Consider the following 20,232-nt stretch of genomic DNA (forward strand, 5'->3'; position numbering starts at 1 on the left):
AAAGCCGCCCCACAGCAAGGACGGCTTTTAGTCTTTTTCATGTAAGTTGTTTTCTATAAGTTATTTCTATCTATAGTCATTGGAAATCCTCTGCTATTAGAATACAAGAAAGTTTTTGATATTTAATCATAATCGTATCAAGAATTTATCAAGATTTGAATGCAGGAGAAATAAGTTACCATCCCTAAGAAGCAGACGATAAAACTATATTCGAGTGCTTATTAAAGTTATTAAAGTGTATTTAAATTTTTTCTAAGCAGAATCTAATTCCCAGATAATGGTTATAATATTCGCTTTAAAGAGACACATTACTTATGAAAAAATGGATTAATAGATAACTCTTTCGACATACTTTACTTCTTCTGCATGAGATAATTATCAAGATGCCAAATTGAAGGAGTGTAGTATCTAATGAGCAAAAGAATATTCACATTAATTCTATGTAGCTGCATTTTTTGGGGAACACCATCTTTTGCCGCTGCCAATGATTTAAGTTCAGCGAGTGATCTAGCCCATATTATTGGTACCAATAGGCTTTCCGGACAAACGAAATATGAGACAGCCAAGGCAATCTCTGAGACTTATGGAAATGTTAAAAGTGTAATCCTTTCAACAGGAAACGATTTTGCAGATGCTTTATCGGCAAGTGTCCTAGCCCATGAGAAAGGAGCCCCTATCCTATTAGTTGATTCCTCTGTTGGCGGTTCTAAGGATGCCTTTGATTATATTATTCAACATTTGGAGCCAACAGGAACGGTTTATATAATTGGCGGATTAGGAATAATAGGCAAGGAATTCGATGCTAAGCTTAAAGACCTGGGATTTGAAAATATTGTTAGAATTGCTGGTCGGGATAGGTATGATACCTCTTATATGCTAGCTAACTCACTGAATGATAGAACTGTATCCACTGTAGTGATCTCCTCAGGGGAACAATACCCCGATGCCTTAAGTATTTCAAGTTTTGCCGCTAATAAAGGCTGGCCCATTCTGCTATCTCCCCACGCTGCACTCCCACAAGAAATGAAAGACTTTTTACAGGAAAGAAAGCCTTCGAAAATATATATAGCTGGAGGATCAGGAGTAATCTCGGACAATGTAAAATCCGAGATAAGCGGATTGTTACCCCAGGCCAGTGTTGAACGTTTGGCAGGACAATCCAGATTCGATACGAATGTTACTATTGCTGAAACATTTGCCCCGAATCCATCAAAGGTCTATCTAGCAACGGGCTACGGTTTTGCAGATGCTTTGGCAGGTAGTGTTGTGGCAGCCGAAAATGGAGATCCCATTATATTGATAGATCCCTTTGAAACAACATTGCCAAAATCTACAGCCAGCTACTTTGGGAAACTAGATGCAAATAATTTATATCCCAATTTAGTTGCTTTTGGGGGAGGTGGAGTTGTATCGGATCAACTAATAAAAAATTCAAGCGACTTAATTTTAGGAATAGCAAAAGAGACCAGCATTTATTCAATAGCTGATATTACTGCTGCAGTAACTCAAAATGAAACTTATTCTTTACCCTCAACGGTTCAGGCCAAGCTTTACAATAGTGAAACGATCGATATGCCTGTTCAATGGAATCCCAAGGTTGCTGATACCAGTAGCATAGGCTTAAGTGTTTATAATGGAACGGTGGACGGATATAACAAAATGATTAAGCTTAATTTAACGGTCAAGGAACCAATACCGATCGCTCAATACTCAACTCACTTTGATGCAACCCTGGTCAATCGAACAGAGAACATTCGCCTTGCTGTAAAAGCTCTCAACGGAAAATTATTAACTCCAGGAGAACGCTTCTCCTTTAATGAGAGTGTCGGGGAACGAACTGCTGAAGCCGGTTATAAAGAGGCTCTGATCATCGAAGGGAACGTCTTTACCCCAGGTCTCGGAGGCGGAATCTGTCAGGTCTCTTCTACTCTCTATAATGCCGTAGTTCTTGCTCATTTAGAAGTTCTTGAAAGGCATCCACATTCTCTCCCCGTAGAATATGTTCCTTCTGGACAGGATGCGACAGTAGCTTTTCCTACTCTCGATTTTAAATTTAGAAATAGTTCAGATGCTTATCTCCTAATCCGAAGTTTTATTGAAGGAAATACCTTAACTTTTCAGCTTTATAGAAAAACCAAGAATTAATTAATTTTAAGTATCAGAAGTGTTGGGGGATTACTCTGTAAGATGAAAATCGTTGATTTAATGTCAGGATATAGATGTTTTGTGGATTATTTTGCTATCCAAGAAGGAAATAAAGAGAATATGTAGAATGCATTAAAAAAGACTGGCATAAGGAACAGAAGATTTTTGGTTATTGTCAGGAACGAGCTTGGATATAACGTGAGGCGCTGTATGTTTCTTATAAATAAAATCAAGTAGGAGGAGAATAGTATGCCAGACTTTGGAAACCCGTTTTCTGGGCTTGCTAAAGAACGCAGATTGACGGAACCGGAATTGATTAGAGCTATTAGATTTATGGTTTCTGCAGAATATGAAGCAATTCAAATGTATATGCAATTAGCTGAATCAACCGATAACAAATTGGCTATAGAAGTATTAAAAGATATAGCTGACGAAGAACGGGTTCACGCAGGTGAATTTTTAAGACTTTTAAAAGAGCTGGCTCCGGATGAAGAAAAATTTTATTTGGAAGGTTCTCAAGAAGTGGAAGAAGAGATTGAAGCGTTAAAAAATAAATAAGGATAGAATCTATTGTTGATTGAGATTAAACCTAAAAATTAGGGCAGCGCGTCTGCCTTTTCTCATTTCTTAAGCTTGAAGAGGATGTTCCTCTATGTTTATACTATTTAATTCTTAGTGAGGAGTTATCCTGTCGTGAAATGTTGCAGCGAAAAGAGAATGGGAAGCAAAAAAAGAATGTGATAAAAAAAGGAGACGTTCCTATGGAGTTTTTTTCGAAAAAACCTTGTTATGAATCTGAACATATTCTGAACTATGTGGAAAAAACGATGCAAGGCTGTGAGGCGGAGGCTCCAAAGATTGAGTACCCAATTCATATTTTATTTTTAAACTACTTTCAAAGGCTTTTTGCCAATGAAAAACAAATGTCCTCATCTACGAAAGAATTATTGACAATTACGGCACTTTTGAGCGGCTTTGATGTTAATATGGCCCATATCTCGAATAAATTGATTGATTTTGCTAAAGAAATGGCGGTTCTGAGTGAGTCGAATTTAGCGGTTGTAGAAGAAACCAATGCCGGAATGAATGAAGTAAATACTACGGTCCAAAACACTTCGGAAACATTGTCTCAGCTCTCTGAAGCTTCAGCTAACTTGGTGAAAGGCAATCAAAACAGCCTTCTTGAACTTAAAGAAGTTAACCAGTTAAAAGAAGATGTCATGGTTGATGCCGGAATCATGAGTCAAAAAGTGGAGCAATTAGTAGAAATGGCTAATAAAATTAGTGAAATTGTTCACGGTGTGGGAGAAATAGCAGATCAAACAAATTTGCTGGCCTTAAATGCATCGATTGAAGCGGCCAGAGCGGGCGAAAATGGAAGAGGATTTGCTGTGGTTGCCGAAGAGATCCGAAAACTGGCCGACAATACCAAGAAGAGCTTGGATGGTATGAAGACTTTTGTGGGAAGTATCCAAAAAGCTGCCCAGGAAGGCAAACAAAGTATGGATAATACGATATCTCTCACCAAAAAAATGAGTCACAAAATTGAAGTGATTACAAGTACCATGGAGCAAAATGTAGATATGCTTCAAACTACGATTGATGATGTACATTTAATTAATCAAGCCATGGAAGGAATCGGAATTTCGACACATGAAATAAATCAGGCAATGGATGTTTCCAGTCGGGAAGCTGAAAATTTAACTCGTATGACCCAAATAATTCATCAAGATGCTATTAGCAGCGCCGAATACGCTAAACAGATTGCTCAAATTGACGATCAGCTCTCGGGAATTGTCAGAAATCAGATGCATTGTCTGCATGGAAGTATAAATGCTATCACTAATCAAGAGTTTTTGGAAAACATCGTCAAAGCCAAAACTGCACATGCTGTATGGCTGGATAATTTAAAACGAATTGTTGATGAAATGACGATTTATCCCTTGCAAACTAATTCAGCAAAGTGCGCCTTTGGTCATTTATATTATTCGATGGATGTGACACATCCGTCGATTGCTGAGGAATGGAAGGAGATTGCTGACGTTCATGATGAGTTCCATCGACTGGGCGAGCAAGTGATTCAAGTCGTGAAAGAGAAACAACAACCTTCCGCCAACAAATTTTATCAGCAAGCTGAAACCCTTTCGCATAAGATTTACGGGTATTTGGATTCCATCGCAGATAAAGTCGAGGAATTAGACAAACAGGGAATTCGTTTATTTGGTGGGCAGAATCCTGAAAGTTGTTCGGAATGTATGAAATGTTGACAATGAGGGCTTAGAACGCCTGCCGAAATTGTCGGAAAGAATTTCCTTCGCTGTCAGAAGTAGAGATCTGTACCGTTATGACAAGAAAGACGATGGATAGAGTTATTAGCATAAGGCGATTAGCGGTTTTTGTCTTTTCTGGCCGCAATCAGATTCAGAAGACGTCGAGTGAAGGAGATCCGTTATGAAAACAACTCAAGGCGAGTTAAGAGAAACATTGAATGCTGAAATTCAGGCTGAGTATGGGTCTTTGGTTCTAAAAAATTTGGCTATTGGTGTATATAGCATTGATGAGAAGAGGCATTGTGTTTTCATCAATGCTGCAGCGTTGTCGATGTTGGGATTTGAAAAGAATGAAGTGTTAGGAAGAGACCAACATCAGCTATTTCATTGTCATCGACCTGACGGATCTGCCTATCCCAACTCCGAGTGTCCTATCTTCAAAACAGTAGAAGATGGAGTATTCAGAGAGACAGAGGAAACATTTATTCGGAAAAGCGGTGAGAGCTTTCCTGTAAAATTGACCGTGACTCCAATTAAGCAGGGCGACGACCTGCTTGGTGCAGTGATTAGCTTTTTTGATATTACTAAACAAAAAGCAATCGAACAACATATGCATAACTTGAATCACTTGGCAGCAGATCGAGCCAAAACAGAAGCCCAACTTCGGCTTTATGCCAAAGTTTTCGAACATAGTCGCGAGGGAATCACGATTACTGATGCAGACGCTGCTATCATCTCAGTGAATCACTCATTTTCTCAGCTAACAGGTTATCGCGAAGATGAGGTCATAGGGCAGAATCCGAGGATTCTTTCATCTGGGCGTCATGATAAAGATTTCTACGACCAAATGTGGAAAGAGATAACTACAAACGGCCATTGGCGCGGAGAGATCTGGAACCGTCGTAAAGACGGCAGCGTCTATGCTGAGTGGCTTTCTGTTAGTCGCATTGTCGATGTATGTGGAGAGGTCACTAACTATATTGGCATTTTTGGTGACATTACAGAACGGAAATCAGCGCAAGATGCCGTAAGAGAAGCAGAGAATAAGTTCCGCTCGCTTTTTGAACGTTCACAGGACGCCATGATGACAATTAACCCGCTTACAGGATTTTTTTCTTCTGGAAATCCGGCAGCCATCAAGTTATTTGGAGTTGCCAATCAAGAAGAATTTATCAAACTTTCGCTTTGTCAAGTGTCTCCAGAGTATCAGCTTGATGGGCAACGCTCTGAAGCTAAGATAAAAGAAATGATTAATATTGCTTCGCATCAGGTATCTCACCTCTTTGAATGGACACATATGCGACTAGATAAGCGAGAATTTCCGGCAACAGTTCTCATGAACATGATGGAAATCCTCGGAGAGCAGGTGATCCAGGCAACCGTGCGGGATATAACTGAACAGAAGAAAGCCGAAGAAGCAAAGTTGGAAGCTCAACAACTTCAGAGAGGTGTCATTGATTTTTTGCCGGATGCAACCTTTGTTATAGATTGTAATGGCGTTGTTTTAGCGTGGAATAAAGCCATTGAGGTCATGACTGGCGTTAAAGCTCAGGATATGATAGGTAAAGGAAATTATGAATATGCCCTTCCTTTTTACAACAGAAGAATGCCTGTTTTAATTGATTTAGCACGAGATTTCGATGCGAAGGGAGTTAAACATTATAAATCAATTAGTTGGAGGCATAGGGGTATTCTTGTCGGAGAATCTTTTGCTCCTTATCTTCCGGCAGGTAAAGCGATTCTATGGGCAAATGCCTCCGTTTTTCGCGATTCCAAAGGAGAAATTATCGCGGCCATAGAGACTATACGTGATATAACTGAACAGAAAGTAGCCGAAGAACAAATTCAACGATTAGCCTATTTTGACGACTTAACCGGTTTGCCCAATCGCACCTTGCTCATGGAAAGTGCTAATGAAACCATCAACCATGCCCGTGATAACAATGAGCCATTAACTCTTATTTTTCTTGACCTTGATCATTTTAAAAATGTTAACGATACACTCGGTCATAGAGTGGGTGACAAATTGTTGGCTCGCGTGGCAGAACGGTTGAAAAGCTCCTTACGTGTACAGGATACCGTTTTTCGTTTAGGCGGAGATGAGTTCATTATCTTAGTAAGAGATACCGCCAGCGAAGGTGCGGCGAACATCGCTGAAAAATTGTTAAATGAATACACAAAACCATTTAATATCGAAGGACATGAATTGACAATCACTCCCTCAATAGGAATTGCCGTTTACCCTAAAGATGGGCAAGATCTCGATACGCTTTATAAATGTGCTGATATTGCTATGTATTTTACTAAGCAAGGGGGTCGCAACTCATACCGATTTTTTATGCCTGACATGAAGGAACATTCTGTCCGGCAATTAGAATTGGAAAACGCTCTCCGCAGAGCCCTAGAACGTCAAGAATTACAGTTGTACTATCAGCCTCAGATTGCTCCGCAGGGAGAAAAGTTCATTGGCGTAGAGGCGTTGTTGCGTTGGCAACATCCAAAGTTTGGTATGGTCTCACCCCTTGAATTTATTCCTCTGGCTGAGGAAAGCGGACTGATTTTACCGATTGGCGAATGGGTACTGCAAACATCCGTCAATCAGATGAAAGTGTGGATGATGCAAGGATTGCCCATCAGAAATATGGCAGTAAATCTTTCAGCGGTTCAATTTCGTCAAAAGAACCTGCCTCAGTTAGTGATTCAACTCTTGAATAAAGCAGGCCTACCTGCAAAATATCTTGAATTGGAATTGACTGAGAGTGTAGCGATGAAGGAACCAGAGAGTGCAGTAGCCATGTTAGACTCGCTTCATGACTATGGAATTCGCATAGCGATTGATGATTTTGGTACAGGCTATTCGTCACTTTCCTATTTAAAACGGTTCCGCGTGAACAAATTGAAAATAGATCAATCCTTCGTACGAAATATTGGAACGAATATGGGCGACGAGGTCATTATTGAAGCAATTATTAGCTTGGCAAAAAGCCTGAACTTGCGGACGCTTGCAGAAGGAGTTGAGACTGAGCAGCAACTCGATTTTCTCCGAAAAAGGGGTTGCGAGGAGATACAAGGATACTATTACAGCCAGCCTATGCCAGCCAAGGATATATCCAAATGGCTGGAAAAACATTTTACAATCTAAAATCAGATCCAAGTGGGTCATCATCAAATGGAAATTTAGACGTATAATACATGTTAATAAAGGGATATGAATCAAAGGATATTATGAAAGACGGCAAAAAGTACCGTCTTTTATTTTTGCTGCAATATTTAAATGAGAAGATAATTTATATCGAATGTAAGGTTGACTTGACAGCGATAAGAAAATAGTGATATATATAATGTAAGGTTAACATTACAGGAGAGATGGATCATGAAAAACCGTTTAAGAGAATTACGAGAGTCTTTTGGATTAACTCAGGAACAATTAGGTGAGCTTGTAGGTGTATCAAGACAGGCAATTAATGCTATCGAAACTGAAAAATTTGAACCATCTATTTGGCTTGCTTATGATATATGTAAAATATTCCATTGTTGGATCGAGGAGGTTTTTCTTTTTGAAGAAAGTGAAAGGAAATCAAGAGCACAGAAAAGCAGAGGTGTAGTTTAAATGGCGCTGCGACAGATCTTGTTATTTGATGATGAACTGTTAAGGAAAAAAAGTAAGATAGTTGAAGTAATTGATGACAAAATAAGACAAACCTTAAATGATATGGCCGATACGATGTATGAAGCCCATGGTGCAGGGTTAGCAGCCCCGCAAATAGGTATATTGAAGCGATTAGTTGTTATTGATATGGGGCAAGGGCTAATGAAATTGGTCAATCCTAAGATAATTGGGCAGGAAGGAACTCAACAAGTGACGGAGGGATGTTGAGCATTCCCAATGTCTTGGGAATGATAAATAGACCTTCAAAGGTCATCGTTGAGGCATTAAATGAAAAAGGGGAAGAAATTACGTTGACAGGTAAGGGAGATTTAGCAAAATGTTTCTGTCATGAAATAGATCATTTAGAGGGTATTCTTTTTACTGATTTTGTTACGGAATATATTAAGAGATAGTAAACTGCCTCTGATTAACTTAATACAGCTCCATCTTGAACACCTTCTGCAATATTATGGTTTGTTTACCATGTTCTACGTAAAAACTTTAGATGTATTTAAAACTAATTATGAAACCGACCAAATTAAACATGAGCACTGCAAGGTTTTGCAGTGCTCATGTTCTATCAAACTACATGATTTCTAATTGTATCAGTGGCAGAAAGAATTTACGATGTTAATGTGTGTGTGGTTACTCATGCTTAACCATTATTGTATTAAATAGAAGATTAAGCACCGTGTTTTTTATTTGATCCTTAATATCAAGTGAAGGGTCAACGGTTTGGAATCATTAAAAGAGATTCTTCATTTTAATCCCGATGCCAACGTATTGATGTGTTCAGCAATGGGGCAAGAAGCTTACATCAAAGAAAGTATGAGATTGGAGCAAAAGGTTTTATTATTAAGCCTATTAATGAGACATTATTCTTAAAAGAAATTGAAAAAGTATTTTCCAATCTGGGGAATGATTAATATTTTGTCGTAATTTATTAACCTAGGGAGGAAATTTGTTCTCTACATAGAAAGTAATCTATACAATATGTAAAAATGGTGTCGGTTACAGGGGGTATGTTAGTAATCATGCAAGAGTTAATCGTAAAGATCCAGACGAGTGAGGGTTGGTTGGTGCAGCAACTGGCAGTTTATCTTAAGAAACGCGGTTATACCAAATATACCTCCACGTTAATAGAAGCTTGGCGGCTGACTATCGCGGGGCTATCTGATTCGATAATCTCTTGTTTAATGGGTGATGTGTCAGTTAATGACTTTGAATTTGATGTCGATCAGGAGGCTGATGGATCATCGTCAGCTTCAATTCCGATTGACAAATTGATCGAGTTCGCCTTAACCGAAGCAGAGCGTTACCGTCAGCATGGTGTAACATTAACGATGTTTATTGGGCTGCTCAAATATTGTCGGTATACTTACCTTGACCTAATTACGGCTAGCTTTGAATTACCAAATCGGTTTACATATTGCAGGCTGATGAATTGTTCCTTCGACAGGATTGAGATGGCTATAACTAGTCGGTGGCTTACCGAAGACGAGCCATCTTTCATTAATAATCTAAAAGAAAGCAACCGACTCCTCGCAAATGGGAAAAATAAATACCTAACGGTTTTCGAAAGTATCCCAGTCCCTGTTCTCTTGCTAGGTCCCAATAAAGAAATAGATAACCTCAACTTGGCTGCTGCTGCCTTATTTGCAGACAGTCCCTCACCGGGCACTCAATATTATGGTACCCCTATCCAAAATACAACGCTACTTTGGCTGGTTGATGAACTAGATAACCTGAAAGAAAACAACAGCACTCTAATTAAGGACTTAGTAACGATCTATGGGATACGGACTTTCGTAGTTAGTTTAAATCATTTATGTGATATTAGCGGGAAATTTAATGGATTTGTCGTGATATTAAATGACGTGACCGAAGCTAATAGAATTGCTGAAGCTCATGACTTTTATCTGCAAATCCTTAATGATTTCCCGTGCTTTATTTGGCGAACTGATGCCCAGGGCAACGTAAACTATTTTAACAGCAATTTGCGTAGATTCCTCGGATTAGACGAACATTCTCTTGATATCATAAATTGGACTTATTACGTTCGACCAGATCAAAGAGCAATAGTCTTATCAGCGTTTAAATCCGCCTTTCAAACACGTTGTTATTGTCAACAGCAATTTCAAGCTCGCCGCTTTGACGGGCAGTATATTTGGCTGCAGAATTCCGGAGTCCCTTACTATGATGCCCACGGCGAATTTGAAGGTTTTATAGGGATCGGACAAGATATCACCGAACAGAAAAGAGCCATCGAAGACCTTCAGCGCAGCGAAGAAGATTACCGGCTCCTGGTTCAGCATTTACCTGACGCTATTTTAGTACATAATGGTTATGAGGTGATTTTTGCCAATTCTGCTGCCCATAAACTATTTGGGCATAAGGATATCGTGAGATACCCTGTGGAGGCGCTAATTCACCCAGACTTTCTGCCGACAGCGCGCCGACGAATAAAGCTGGCTATAGAGCAAGGCGCCATCGGCGAGCTTTTGGAACAAATTATTATGAATGACCGTGGTGAACTTATTGATGTAGAAGGTACCTTAGTACCTATGACCTACCGTGGGCAAAGAGTTATTCAAGTTGTATTACGAGACATAACTGAACGGAAAAAGCAAGCTGAGCAGGCAATTCGTCAGAGTAAATTAGAATCTTTAGGATTGCTGGCTGGAGGTATAGCCCACGACTTTAATAACATTTTGACGATCATAGTTGGCAACATCTCTCTAATTAAACATTTCAAGCTTGCAGATGATAAGATATCCAATATGTTAATCGATATAGAACAAGCTGCTTTGAACGCTAAGAGTTTAACAAGCCAGTTACTAACGTTTGCGAAAGGGGGTGCGCCGCAAAAACAAGTACTTAACCTAGGAAAATTAGTCGCGGCAGGAACCCATTTTGCCCTAAGTGGAGCAAACGTAAATTGCGAACTTTCTATTCCTCCCGATCTTTGGTTTGTCGAAGCGGATGGAAGTCAACTTAATCAAGTTATCAATAACATTGTAATTAATGCTAAAGAGGCTATGCTCAGCGGCGGTACTCTTACCGTAAAAGCCGAAAACTACTTAGATACGGATTCTCAGCCCCCAAAAAGATGGGTCAGACTTACATTTCTTGATAATGGTCCAGGGATACCAACAGAAATATTAGCGAAGATTTTTGATCCCTACTTCACGACAAAAGATACAGGCAGTGGACTTGGGCTCACTACGGCTTATTCAATCATCGCTAAGCATAATGGTACTTTAACTGTCCAGTCGAGCCTTGGTAATGGTGCAATTTTTAACATATGTTTACAGGCTGTGGACTCAGGCACGCCCAGTCTCTCCCAATCAACTAGTCAAGAAGACGTTAAATTTGGGAGCGGAGAAAAAATTCTAGTGATGGATGATGAAGCAAATGTCAGAGAGATCACTGGGGCTATGCTCGCGCATCTTGGCTTTAGGAGTGATTTTGCTCAGGATGGGAAAGAGATGCTGTTCCTGTACCAAAATGCTCTTGTTTTAGGAACGCCTTACATTGCCGTAATTATGGACTTAACAGTACCAGGTGGTTTAGGAGGTAAGGACGCTATCAGAGAATTACTTACAATTGATGTGAATGCTCGAGCGATTGTGGCAAGTGGTTATTCAGATGACCTGGTGATGTCGAAGTACGCTGACTACGGTTTTTGCGGATGTTTACGCAAACCCTATTTGTTAGAAGAATTAGGACAGTCCTTGCAACGTGTGCTTTCGCTTTCAAGGAATGAAATTATCTAACAATATTTTTAATCTATCGGCTATTGGGCGATGACCCTTCGCGCTCCTAAATATCGTGCCGCCCAATATGGATGGTCGATATTGTCATAGGCCACACCATAATCTGAATCATCAATCATGATCCTATTTCCAACATAAATACCTACATGAGAGGCACCGGATGCATAGGTTGAGAAAAAAACTAAATCCCCTGGTTGTAACTTATCTTCGGAAACAGGTTGTCCTTCTTGATATTGATCCCATGTTACCCTATTAAGTTTAACACCAAAGTGTGCGTAAACATATTGTACTAACCCAGAGCAATCAAACCCAGGATTTGGTGTTGTTCCTCCCCAAACATAGGGTGACCCGAGAAAGCTCTCAGCAAACGTCAAAAGCTGTCCGATCGTTCCATTCAGTTTGACAGGCGCCGTAAGTTTGCCAGAAGTCTGATCTGCTCTCTCCTGTGCCGCCTGGTCTTGTTTTGACTTTTCCTGAGATGCCAACTCCGCTTCTCTCTCTTGCGCCGCAATAAGACGTTTTGTTTCCTCAATATCATTTTGTACTTGATTTTGTTTTACTAGTATCTGCTGCTCGGTTTTAGTCAAAGTAGAAATTAAGTTTTCCTTTTTTCCTAATGCCAAATTAAGACTGCCCTCCATTTGTTGCTTGGATTGAACTGTTTGGGTTAATTGCGTGGTCGCTGCCTGCTCTGACTGTTGGTTACTTTGGAGTTCCTTATAATCGGCATTGATTTTATCCTCTAATTTTTTGTAAGCATTAACTAGTGTTCCCATATAGGTCATACGGGTTAATAAGTCATCGAAGGTTTTGGCACCAAGGATCCAACTGATCTGGTCTAAATAGGATGTCCCGCCTTCCTCATATTGGGCGCACAAATAGTTTCCCAATGTTTGAATGTCCTGTTGTCGTTTAATAGTCAATGTTTCTTCTTGAGTTTTAATTTCTGAAAGTGTTTCTTGGTGTTGCTGGATTAAATTATTGTCTTGTTCAACAGCTTTTTGCAAAAGATTTATTGAGGTTTGAAAGGATTGAGCTTGTTGAACTGCCAAAGCTTTCTGTTGGTTTTGTACGGATGCCTGTTGTTTTAGAGTACTCATTTGATCTTGATAGCTATGGAGATTATCCTGAAGATTCGCGGCATGTACAGAATCTGTGGATAGTAAAATTAAAGACATCACAAGAATGGGTATAATAATTCGTTGTAAATTCAAGTTGTCCACACTCCTTTCACATCTTTCTTCGACAAAAAAGAGTGTATTCCTGTCAAATTTGCAAAATATAACAGAGTCTGAGTTTTAACCATCTGGCTCAGAAGACGAAATAGATAACGGGTAAATTTTTTGCAATAAAGCTAACGTTGACGTAAACTCCTTTATGGGCAGGAATCTATATGCTTCCAATGATGATAGGTTTTTTTGTCATGGGTCCCATAAGTGGTTCTTTGTCAGACCGTTACGGCGCCCGCGGATTTGCGACAGTAGGAATGCTGTTGTCGACCTTGGCCTTTGTGCTATTAACCCTTTTACCGGCGGACTTTAGTTATGTGCCATTTGTAGTCATTTTGCTGATTGCGGGTGTTGGAATGGGAATGTTCGCTGCTCCAAATACGACCGCTATCATGAATACTGTAGTTACCCGCCACTGTTCTTCATCAGTTGCCGACAGCCAGCCAGCAACTGATTCTTGGCAAGGTATTCTTTCCGGAATTAATTGCTCCCGCTGTTATGGCCAGACTGAGAATTGCTTTCTACATTTCTGCAATATTATCGATCATTGCTGCAGTAGCGTCCTATATGCGAGGAAAAAGAATAGAACCGCTGCACTAGTTTGACTGGTCAGGATTTGATATCCAAAGGCTTTTAAAAATAAAAATTTCCCAAATAAAATATTTCATACGAGAGGTGGCTGTTTGTTATCTGAAATAAACTCCTGTATCTAAATAGAAAGAGAGTGAAATCTGCGATATTTCTGCAGATTTCACTCTCTTTCTATTTAGAATTTAAAGGCAATTTCAGGAAATCCCTCAGACATAGGCAGCCTGCCTTTTATCACAAAAAAATCGTACTCTTTGGTCTGCAAGTTCTTAATTAAGGACTCGTTGAGCACTAATGTAGGCATTTAACCAGTAGGAAGATGATAAGGAATAAATCGCGACCCCTTTGCTGGTTGTGGCACTGATAAACTGCGAGTTACCGAGGTAAATACCTACATGGTCGATGGTACCGTTTCCGGCGATTGAGAAAAAACTAAATCACCCGGCTTCAGGTTATTGTAGGACACCGCAGTGCCTGATTTAGCTTGATCTTGGCTGGTGCGGGGAAGTGTAATCCCTTGGGATGCAAAAACGTATTGGGTAAAACCAGAACAGTCGAAACCAGACGGGGTTGTCCGCCCCAAAGATATGGTGATCCTATTAGACTGTTAGCTTTAGACATTATCCCGCTGATCTTACTGGAGTTAGTGCTCGTTGGCAAAAGAGTTTGACCTTTCTCTAAAGCCCTTTGGGTCAAAGGACCAGCAATTCCGTCAACTTGGAGATGATCATTTTGTTGAAAAGCTTCCACCGCCGCTATTGTTTTAGACCCATAGATTCCGTCAATCGGGCCAAAAGAGTATCCTAAATTGACTAACTCCCTTTGTAACGTCACGACATCATCGCCGCTGGAGCCCGACTTCATTGTAGGTGCAGCCTGAGCTAATGGAGCGAAAGCAATGATGCCTGAGAGAGCTAATGTACCAAAGAAAAGTATTTTTAGTTCGGTCCACTTTTTCAAAATTATGGTTTTTCGCATCTTGTTTTCCTTTCTAATAAAGTTTTTCACTTTCTCAGAATTCAGTTTTATCATAAAACTGGACAAGACATGCATCAATCTTAACATCTGAAAACTTATTGTCATAGTATAGGTTGTTGGTTGATCTTCAAGAAATTACCACAAAATTATTGTAAGTAAGATTTATTAACAATAATTTCCAATTCAATTCAGAGGGATGTTCACTAGCTCTATCATTTTCGTTTAGTACTGTCGGTAATTCGGGGTGCCAGAATTCTAAGAGCTATTAGGTTTATAAGTTAAGAGCTTAAGGGCTTGCAGGAGTAGTAGAATTAGAAGTAGTGGAATTAGAAGTAGTGGAATTAGAAGTAGTGGAATTAGGAGTACTGGAATTAGGAGTAGTGGAATTAGGAGTAGTAGAATTAGGAGTAGTGGAATTAGGAGTAGTGGAATTAGGAGTAGTAGAATTAGGAGTAGTGGAATTAGGAGTAGTGGAATTAGGAGTAGTAGAATTAGGAGTAGTAGAATTAGGAGTGGTACTATCAGGAGCTGTGGTGTTAGGAGATGTAGGCGTAGGTGTTTGACTCGTTGCTGAGGTCCTTTTATAAATCGCCGCCAAGTTCGAAATAACCGAATTTACTTCATTACTGATAAGGTATTTCTGAATTTGACCATTCTCAATTAAGAATATTTGGTTTGCTGGAGTTCCGTTTCTATCGCTATTGACTAAACCTTGGACGAAAGCATAATCTTGAGCATTAATGGGTAATTGTTGAATTGTACTATTATTGACAAAAAGGATCCAGTATCCAGAGGATATTTCATTATTTCCGTTACCTATAGTCAAGCTGTTATCAACGTTAGGCAGAATTTGGTTAGAATCTCCGGATGAATTTGTGGTATTTGGATCAGAGGTATTAGGTAGGTTAATGTTATCTGAATTTGCTAAACTCGAAGCTGAATTTGCATGAGAGTAAAAATTTGTAAACATATTAGGAAAAAGTATAAAGCCAATAATGCCTACAATAACTACGACAATAAGTAACGGCGGCATTCTAAATCCTGACTGGTGTCCCCAATGATTAGGCATTAATCACTCCTCCTCATGAGCTAACGCAAACGTACCTTCATAGGTGTATATGTTCATATCGAATTCCCTATGCCCGTTATAAATATCTTGATAAATTCTAAATTAGAACCTTATTAAATCGAGTAAGTAAGGTACAGAGATAGGTGAACGTTAGTCAATAATTTTATAGTTTTTTGATACATAGTTGTTAAAAATCTCGGCATGTATGCCGAGATTTTTCTTGGTATGCCGGCGAGGTTTTACGATCCGACTTAATGTTAAAGTTGAAATGTTTTTTTAGAGGCAGGACAGCTTATAACAAATTGTCCCCATCGTTTTACATTATTTTATAAAATTTACGTTGACCTAACATCTTTCACGAATGGAATCCATATAGTAATGTTATAATCTTCAAACCGAGAGATGTTACACAATAAGAATAGATACAAAGAAGGAGGCATAAAGAACTATGACAGGTCAGGAAAAAAGTATCATCGACTCCATTTTGGCTGATGTTGGGTTGGAGTCTTTACATGTTGGAGGAGAGGATGAGCATGAATCAACGTTAAAATTAAAACCTGTGATAATGTCAAAAACAAGATACTAGAAGCGAATACTCAAGAAGTTGAGTATTCGCTTCTGAAATTTTTATAATAAGGAAATACAAGATCGGCCCAGCGAGTCGTATTTGTATTCTGTTATTTTATTTTCTTGGTCTTTATCCAATCAACAATATCGCAAGATGTATTACATGTTCCAATAGAGCCAAGCCCTATCAGTAATCCTTGAATAATGAGTTCCCTCAAGGAACCTTGCAAAAATATAAAACTGCAAATTAATCCAAGAGGAATTGCGAGTAGATGTGCAAATTTCCGGTTTATTCCGAATTTTTCGAGCGTTTCAATGATACTATAAACGAGCACTATGAGCATGCCAATGTCTAACATATTACCCCACCTCTAAAGGATTATTATCTTGTCTATCATATGCATAGAATTATAAGATTGTGGACTAACTTTATTAATTCCTGAATAGTCCAGGAAATTATAAACAGTGAATAAAATAACGCCAAGACATAGTTTAGTAATACAAAAAGTCTGGAAATCTCCAGACTTTTCGCTTGCATGCAATTTGTACAAAGAACCGATTAAAATTAATAGTAAATAAAATAGCACTATATGTCGAAAAAAGGAGAAATATAATTATTGATTTATAATTGTATTAATTATAAAATTAGATTAATAATAATTGACTGATTTACTCTTGATTTCTAGCCTCAATCTTCAAAAATATTTAGGAAAGGAAAGATGCTTTTTGAATTAAACTTTGAACCAAGAAGGAGGGGGTTGGGTTGTCTATGAAATGGTTCTTGGAACAGGTCCAATTAAACACAACGCTGACTATGACAGCTAGCGCAGATCTTTTTGATAGATTTGGAGTCTTATTATTGAGTAAAGGGCAACCGATGACTGCAGCCATAAGGGAACTTCTGGAGAAACGTGAGGTTTTTATCTGGAATCACCAAAAGGATACAAGTCGTATGTCTAAAGAAAGAAAGACTTTCCCAAAGGATGTTTACACAAAATTGGTGGGCTCCTTATGGAGTATTTACCATGATGCCAGATTGATCCAGCCAGAGCATCTAGAAAAAACTGTTTTGTTGGTGGAGACTATTTTAAAAGAACTTAAATCTCAAACCATTCATTTTGAATTTACGGAATTTGATCTTGGCAAGTTCAAACACTATGATCATGGAACGTTTGTACATAGCATTAATGTCGCATTACTAACAGCAGTGACGGGTATGAATCTTGGATATAAAGATCGGAAACTAAAAGATTTGACCCTGGGAGCGTTGTTGCATGATTTGGGAAAATTACGGATCCCGAAGGAAATTCTAAACAAACCAGATAATTTGACCAATGAAGAGTACAACATTATTAAACAGCACCCTCAATTAGGAGTGGAGATGCTAAATAATATTCGTTTATTACCTAGTGTTATTGCGTCGGTCAAAGAACATCATGAACGTTGGAATATCAAGGGTTATCCTCATGGATTAGCAGGAAACAACATTCATCTTGCTGCTCAAATTGTAGCAGTTACTGATGTCTACGAGGCTTTAACTGCTGACAGGCCATATCGACAAGGGATGCCGCCATATCAAGCTTTAGAAATGATTCTTGCTTGGTCAGGAAGGGACTTTAATCCACGCGTTGTTCAGGCCTTTAGGGAATCACTCATTTTATATCCTGAAAATTCAATGGTTACTCTGAATACGGGAGAAATAGGGGTGGTCGTTGCTGTAACTAGGCAATTTCCAACGCGCCCTTTAATCCGTTTATTATTTGATAGCGATGGTAGATTTTACAATGAGGAAGTCTATCTAGATTTACTGCAAAATTTAACCCGGTTCATTGAGCGTGTAGAATTTAAAGAAGAGGCTTGTTAGGCCAAGAATAAATTAGGCTAAGATTTAAATGATCTCGCTATTATTTTATTAGTTTAGGTAGGAGTACGTTATGAAAAGCATAAAGATAAAAATGATTGTATATATAGGAATTCTTTTGTTTTTTGCGTGTTGCGCCTTGGGCTTAGCGTCTTATATAACTGCAGCCAAGGCTATGACATCACAAACTAATCAGACACTTCCACAAGTAGCAGGTCAAGGCGCTAAAATCGTGTCCGAAAGGATGAACGCTTTATTAGAGACTCTTGAAACTATTGCGAATCAAGATCGGATAAAAGATAGTAACAACTCTTGGGAGGACAAAACTATAATTCTCCAAGATGAAGCCAAACGAAATGGGTATTCTTCTATGTTGATCGCCGGACTCGATGGGACGGCAAGAATGACTACAGGAAATGAAATTAATGTTAAAGATAGGGACTATTTTCAAAAGGCCCTTACAGGTAATAGAGCGATATCGGAACCGCTAATTAGCAAAGATGACGGATCTTTAGTTATTGTCTATGCAGTACCAATAAACTATCGAGGTGCAATCGTTGGAGTTCTGGCAGCGCTGAAGAATGGCGATGATTTAAGCAAAATTACAAATGATATCACCTATGGCATGTCAGGCAAAGCGTTTATGATCGATGAGAAGGGTACGAAGATCGCTCATAGTAATCAGGAACTTGTCATTAATAGGGATAATGATTTTGAAAATGTTAAGAACGATTCCAAGCTCGAGCCGTTAGTTTCCCTGGAAAAACAGATGACTGAAGGAAAGACTGGCGTGGGTGAGTATGAGTATAATGGGGTAGTTAAATATCTTGGATATGCACCTGTGGAAGGAACAAATTGGTCGTTGGCAGTGGCTGCTCCTAAGGATGAAGTTATGTCTGGAATACAAACCATGGGTAAGTCAGTTCTTATTTTATCAGCAATCATTTTATTATTAAGCTTAGGAGCAGGATATTTTGTATCCAGGTTAATTTCTAATCCCATTATGTTGGCATCTAAACATCTGAAGTTCATTTCAACAGGGGATTTCACTCAAAGCTCCCCTAAAGAACTTATAGTGAGGAACGATGAAATAGGGGTACTTGCCAAGGCTATTGAGACGATGCAACAAGCAGTTAAAGAAGTTGTCATTGGAGTTATCAACGAATCTCGAAATGTGGAAAAATCGGTAGAAGCCACTGGACAAGCTATCGTAGTGTTAACCCAACAAATTGAAGAGGTGTCGACAACCACAGAGCAACTCTCAGCAGGGATGGAAGAAACTGCTGCATCAAGTGAAGAAATGAGTGCAACGGCAACAGAAATTGAGAGGGCCGTTACTTCAATCGCCTTAGAAGCCCAGCAGGGTGCTGCATCTGCAGGAGAAATAAGCAAAAGAGCAAGTATACTTAAGCAAAAGGCTGTTTCCTCTAAAAGCAGTGCAAGAACTATCTACCTAACTGCTCAGGATAGAACGATCAAGGCAATCGAAGAATCGAAAGCAGTAGAGAAGATCGATGTGCTTTCAAATACGATATTGCAAATTGTTTCACAAACTAATCTTTTGGCATTAAACGCAGCTATTGAGGCGGCAAGGGCTGGAGAAGCAGGAAGAGGCTTTGCGGTGGTAGCTGATGAAATAAGGAAATTAGCTGAAAACTCTAGAAATACTATCAAAGAGATACAAGAAGTAACAAAGCTAGTGGTTACATCCGTGAAAAATCTTGCCGAGAGTTCTTCGATTGTTTTAGAGTTTATAGATGGACAAGTTCTTAACGATTACGACTCCATGGTGAATACCAGTGAACAATATAATGAGGATGCTGAGTTTGTAGATCACCTCGTGACTGATTTCAGTGCAACTGCAGAGGAACTTACTGCTTCCATACAAGAGATAACGAGAGTAATTGAAGAAATTGCTTCTGCTTCAACTGAAGGCGCTGAAGGCACAACGAACATTGCTCAGAAAAGCATGATGATGGTAGAAAAATCGAATGAGGTAATGAAGCAGGCGGGTTTATCCAAGAAAAGCTCTGATAATCTTATCAAGATGGTTTTAAAGTTCAAAGTATGACATTATAAAAGCTGATATCTTTAATAGGC

At 39.1% G+C, this 20,232-nt stretch carries 13 protein-coding genes and 2 pseudogenes; 12 read left to right on the top strand and 3 right to left on the bottom strand.

Going from position 1 to position 20,232, the window contains the following annotated elements; genetic code table 11:
* The first annotated feature begins 411 nt into the window (after positions 1-411).
* From VZF35_RS19710 to VZF35_RS19740, 7 genes and pseudogenes are all read left to right on the top strand, one after another.
* Complete coding sequence (locus VZF35_RS19710; protein ID WP_407307688.1) at positions 412-2,145, top strand: cell wall-binding repeat-containing protein; 1,734 nt, start codon at positions 412-414, stop codon at positions 2,143-2,145.
* A gap of 249 nt (positions 2,146-2,394) precedes the next feature.
* Positions 2,395-2,703: a ferritin family protein gene (locus VZF35_RS19715; RefSeq protein WP_407307690.1), complete on the top strand. Its 309-nt coding sequence runs from the start codon at positions 2,395-2,397 to the stop codon at positions 2,701-2,703.
* Between the two features lie 203 nt (positions 2,704-2,906).
* Positions 2,907-4,412, top strand: coding sequence for a methyl-accepting chemotaxis protein (locus VZF35_RS19720; protein WP_407307692.1), 1,506 nt, complete (start codon positions 2,907-2,909; stop codon positions 4,410-4,412).
* Between the two features lie 184 nt (positions 4,413-4,596).
* Positions 4,597-7,557 carry an EAL domain-containing protein gene (locus tag VZF35_RS19725; RefSeq protein WP_407307694.1) on the top strand — a complete coding sequence of 987 codons (2,961 nt, stop codon included), beginning with the start codon at positions 4,597-4,599 and terminating at the stop codon, positions 7,555-7,557.
* Positions 7,558-7,788: 231 nt separating this feature from the next.
* Entirely contained in the window at positions 7,789-8,025 is a 237-nt protein-coding gene (locus VZF35_RS19730; protein WP_407307696.1) for a helix-turn-helix transcriptional regulator, read from the top strand.
* Positions 8,026-8,477 (top strand): annotated as a pseudogene (gene def, locus VZF35_RS19735) (peptide deformylase).
* 609 nt (positions 8,478-9,086) lie between these two features.
* Positions 9,087-11,840 (top strand): PAS domain S-box protein, encoded by a 2,754-nt coding sequence (locus VZF35_RS19740; protein ID WP_407307699.1) that lies wholly within the window; start codon positions 9,087-9,089, stop codon positions 11,838-11,840.
* A gap of 20 nt (positions 11,841-11,860) precedes the next feature.
* Here VZF35_RS19740 and VZF35_RS19745 read toward each other — a convergent pair whose 3' ends face one another.
* On the bottom strand, positions 11,861-13,054 hold the full coding sequence (locus VZF35_RS19745; protein WP_407307701.1) for an NlpC/P60 family protein: 1,194 nt from the start codon (positions 13,052-13,054) through the stop codon (positions 11,861-11,863).
* 179 nt (positions 13,055-13,233) lie between these two features.
* On the opposite strand from VZF35_RS19745, the gene VZF35_RS19750 reads away from it, so the two are divergent.
* Complete coding sequence (locus VZF35_RS19750) at positions 13,234-13,674, top strand: MFS transporter (protein WP_407307703.1); 441 nt, start codon at positions 13,234-13,236, stop codon at positions 13,672-13,674.
* A gap of 252 nt (positions 13,675-13,926) precedes the next feature.
* On the opposite strand, the pseudogene VZF35_RS19755 reads toward VZF35_RS19750, so the two are convergent.
* A pseudogene (locus VZF35_RS19755) lies at positions 13,927-14,635 on the bottom strand (NlpC/P60 family protein).
* A 320-nt stretch (positions 14,636-14,955) separates the two neighbouring features.
* Between VZF35_RS19755 and VZF35_RS19760 the strand changes: the two are divergent.
* The gene (locus VZF35_RS19760; protein ID WP_407307705.1) at positions 14,956-15,198 is read left to right on the top strand and encodes a hypothetical protein; all 243 of its coding nucleotides are present in this window, start codon (positions 14,956-14,958) and stop codon (positions 15,196-15,198) included.
* 954 nt (positions 15,199-16,152) lie between these two features.
* Complete coding sequence (locus VZF35_RS19765) at positions 16,153-16,290, top strand: hypothetical protein (protein ID WP_407307707.1); 138 nt, start codon at positions 16,153-16,155, stop codon at positions 16,288-16,290.
* A gap of 91 nt (positions 16,291-16,381) precedes the next feature.
* On the opposite strand, the gene VZF35_RS19770 is transcribed toward VZF35_RS19765, so the two are convergent.
* On the bottom strand, positions 16,382-16,630 hold the full coding sequence (locus tag VZF35_RS19770) for a hypothetical protein (protein ID WP_407307709.1): 249 nt from the start codon (positions 16,628-16,630) through the stop codon (positions 16,382-16,384).
* Positions 16,631-17,040: 410 nt separating this feature from the next.
* Here VZF35_RS19770 and VZF35_RS19775 point away from each other — a divergent pair, with 410 nt between their 5' ends.
* Both VZF35_RS19775 and VZF35_RS19780 read left to right on the top strand, forming a co-directional pair.
* Entirely contained in the window at positions 17,041-18,135 is a 1,095-nt protein-coding gene (locus VZF35_RS19775) for an HD-GYP domain-containing protein (protein WP_407314744.1), read from the top strand.
* Between the two features lie 70 nt (positions 18,136-18,205).
* Positions 18,206-20,203: a methyl-accepting chemotaxis protein gene (locus VZF35_RS19780; protein WP_407307711.1), complete on the top strand. Its 1,998-nt coding sequence runs from the start codon at positions 18,206-18,208 to the stop codon at positions 20,201-20,203.
* Positions 20,204-20,232 lie beyond the last annotated feature (29 nt).

Origin of the sequence: Desulfosporosinus paludis (genome assembly GCF_045689965.1) — a bacterium.
Taxonomy (GTDB): Bacteria; Bacillota; Desulfitobacteriia; order Desulfitobacteriales; family Desulfitobacteriaceae; genus Desulfosporosinus; species Desulfosporosinus paludis.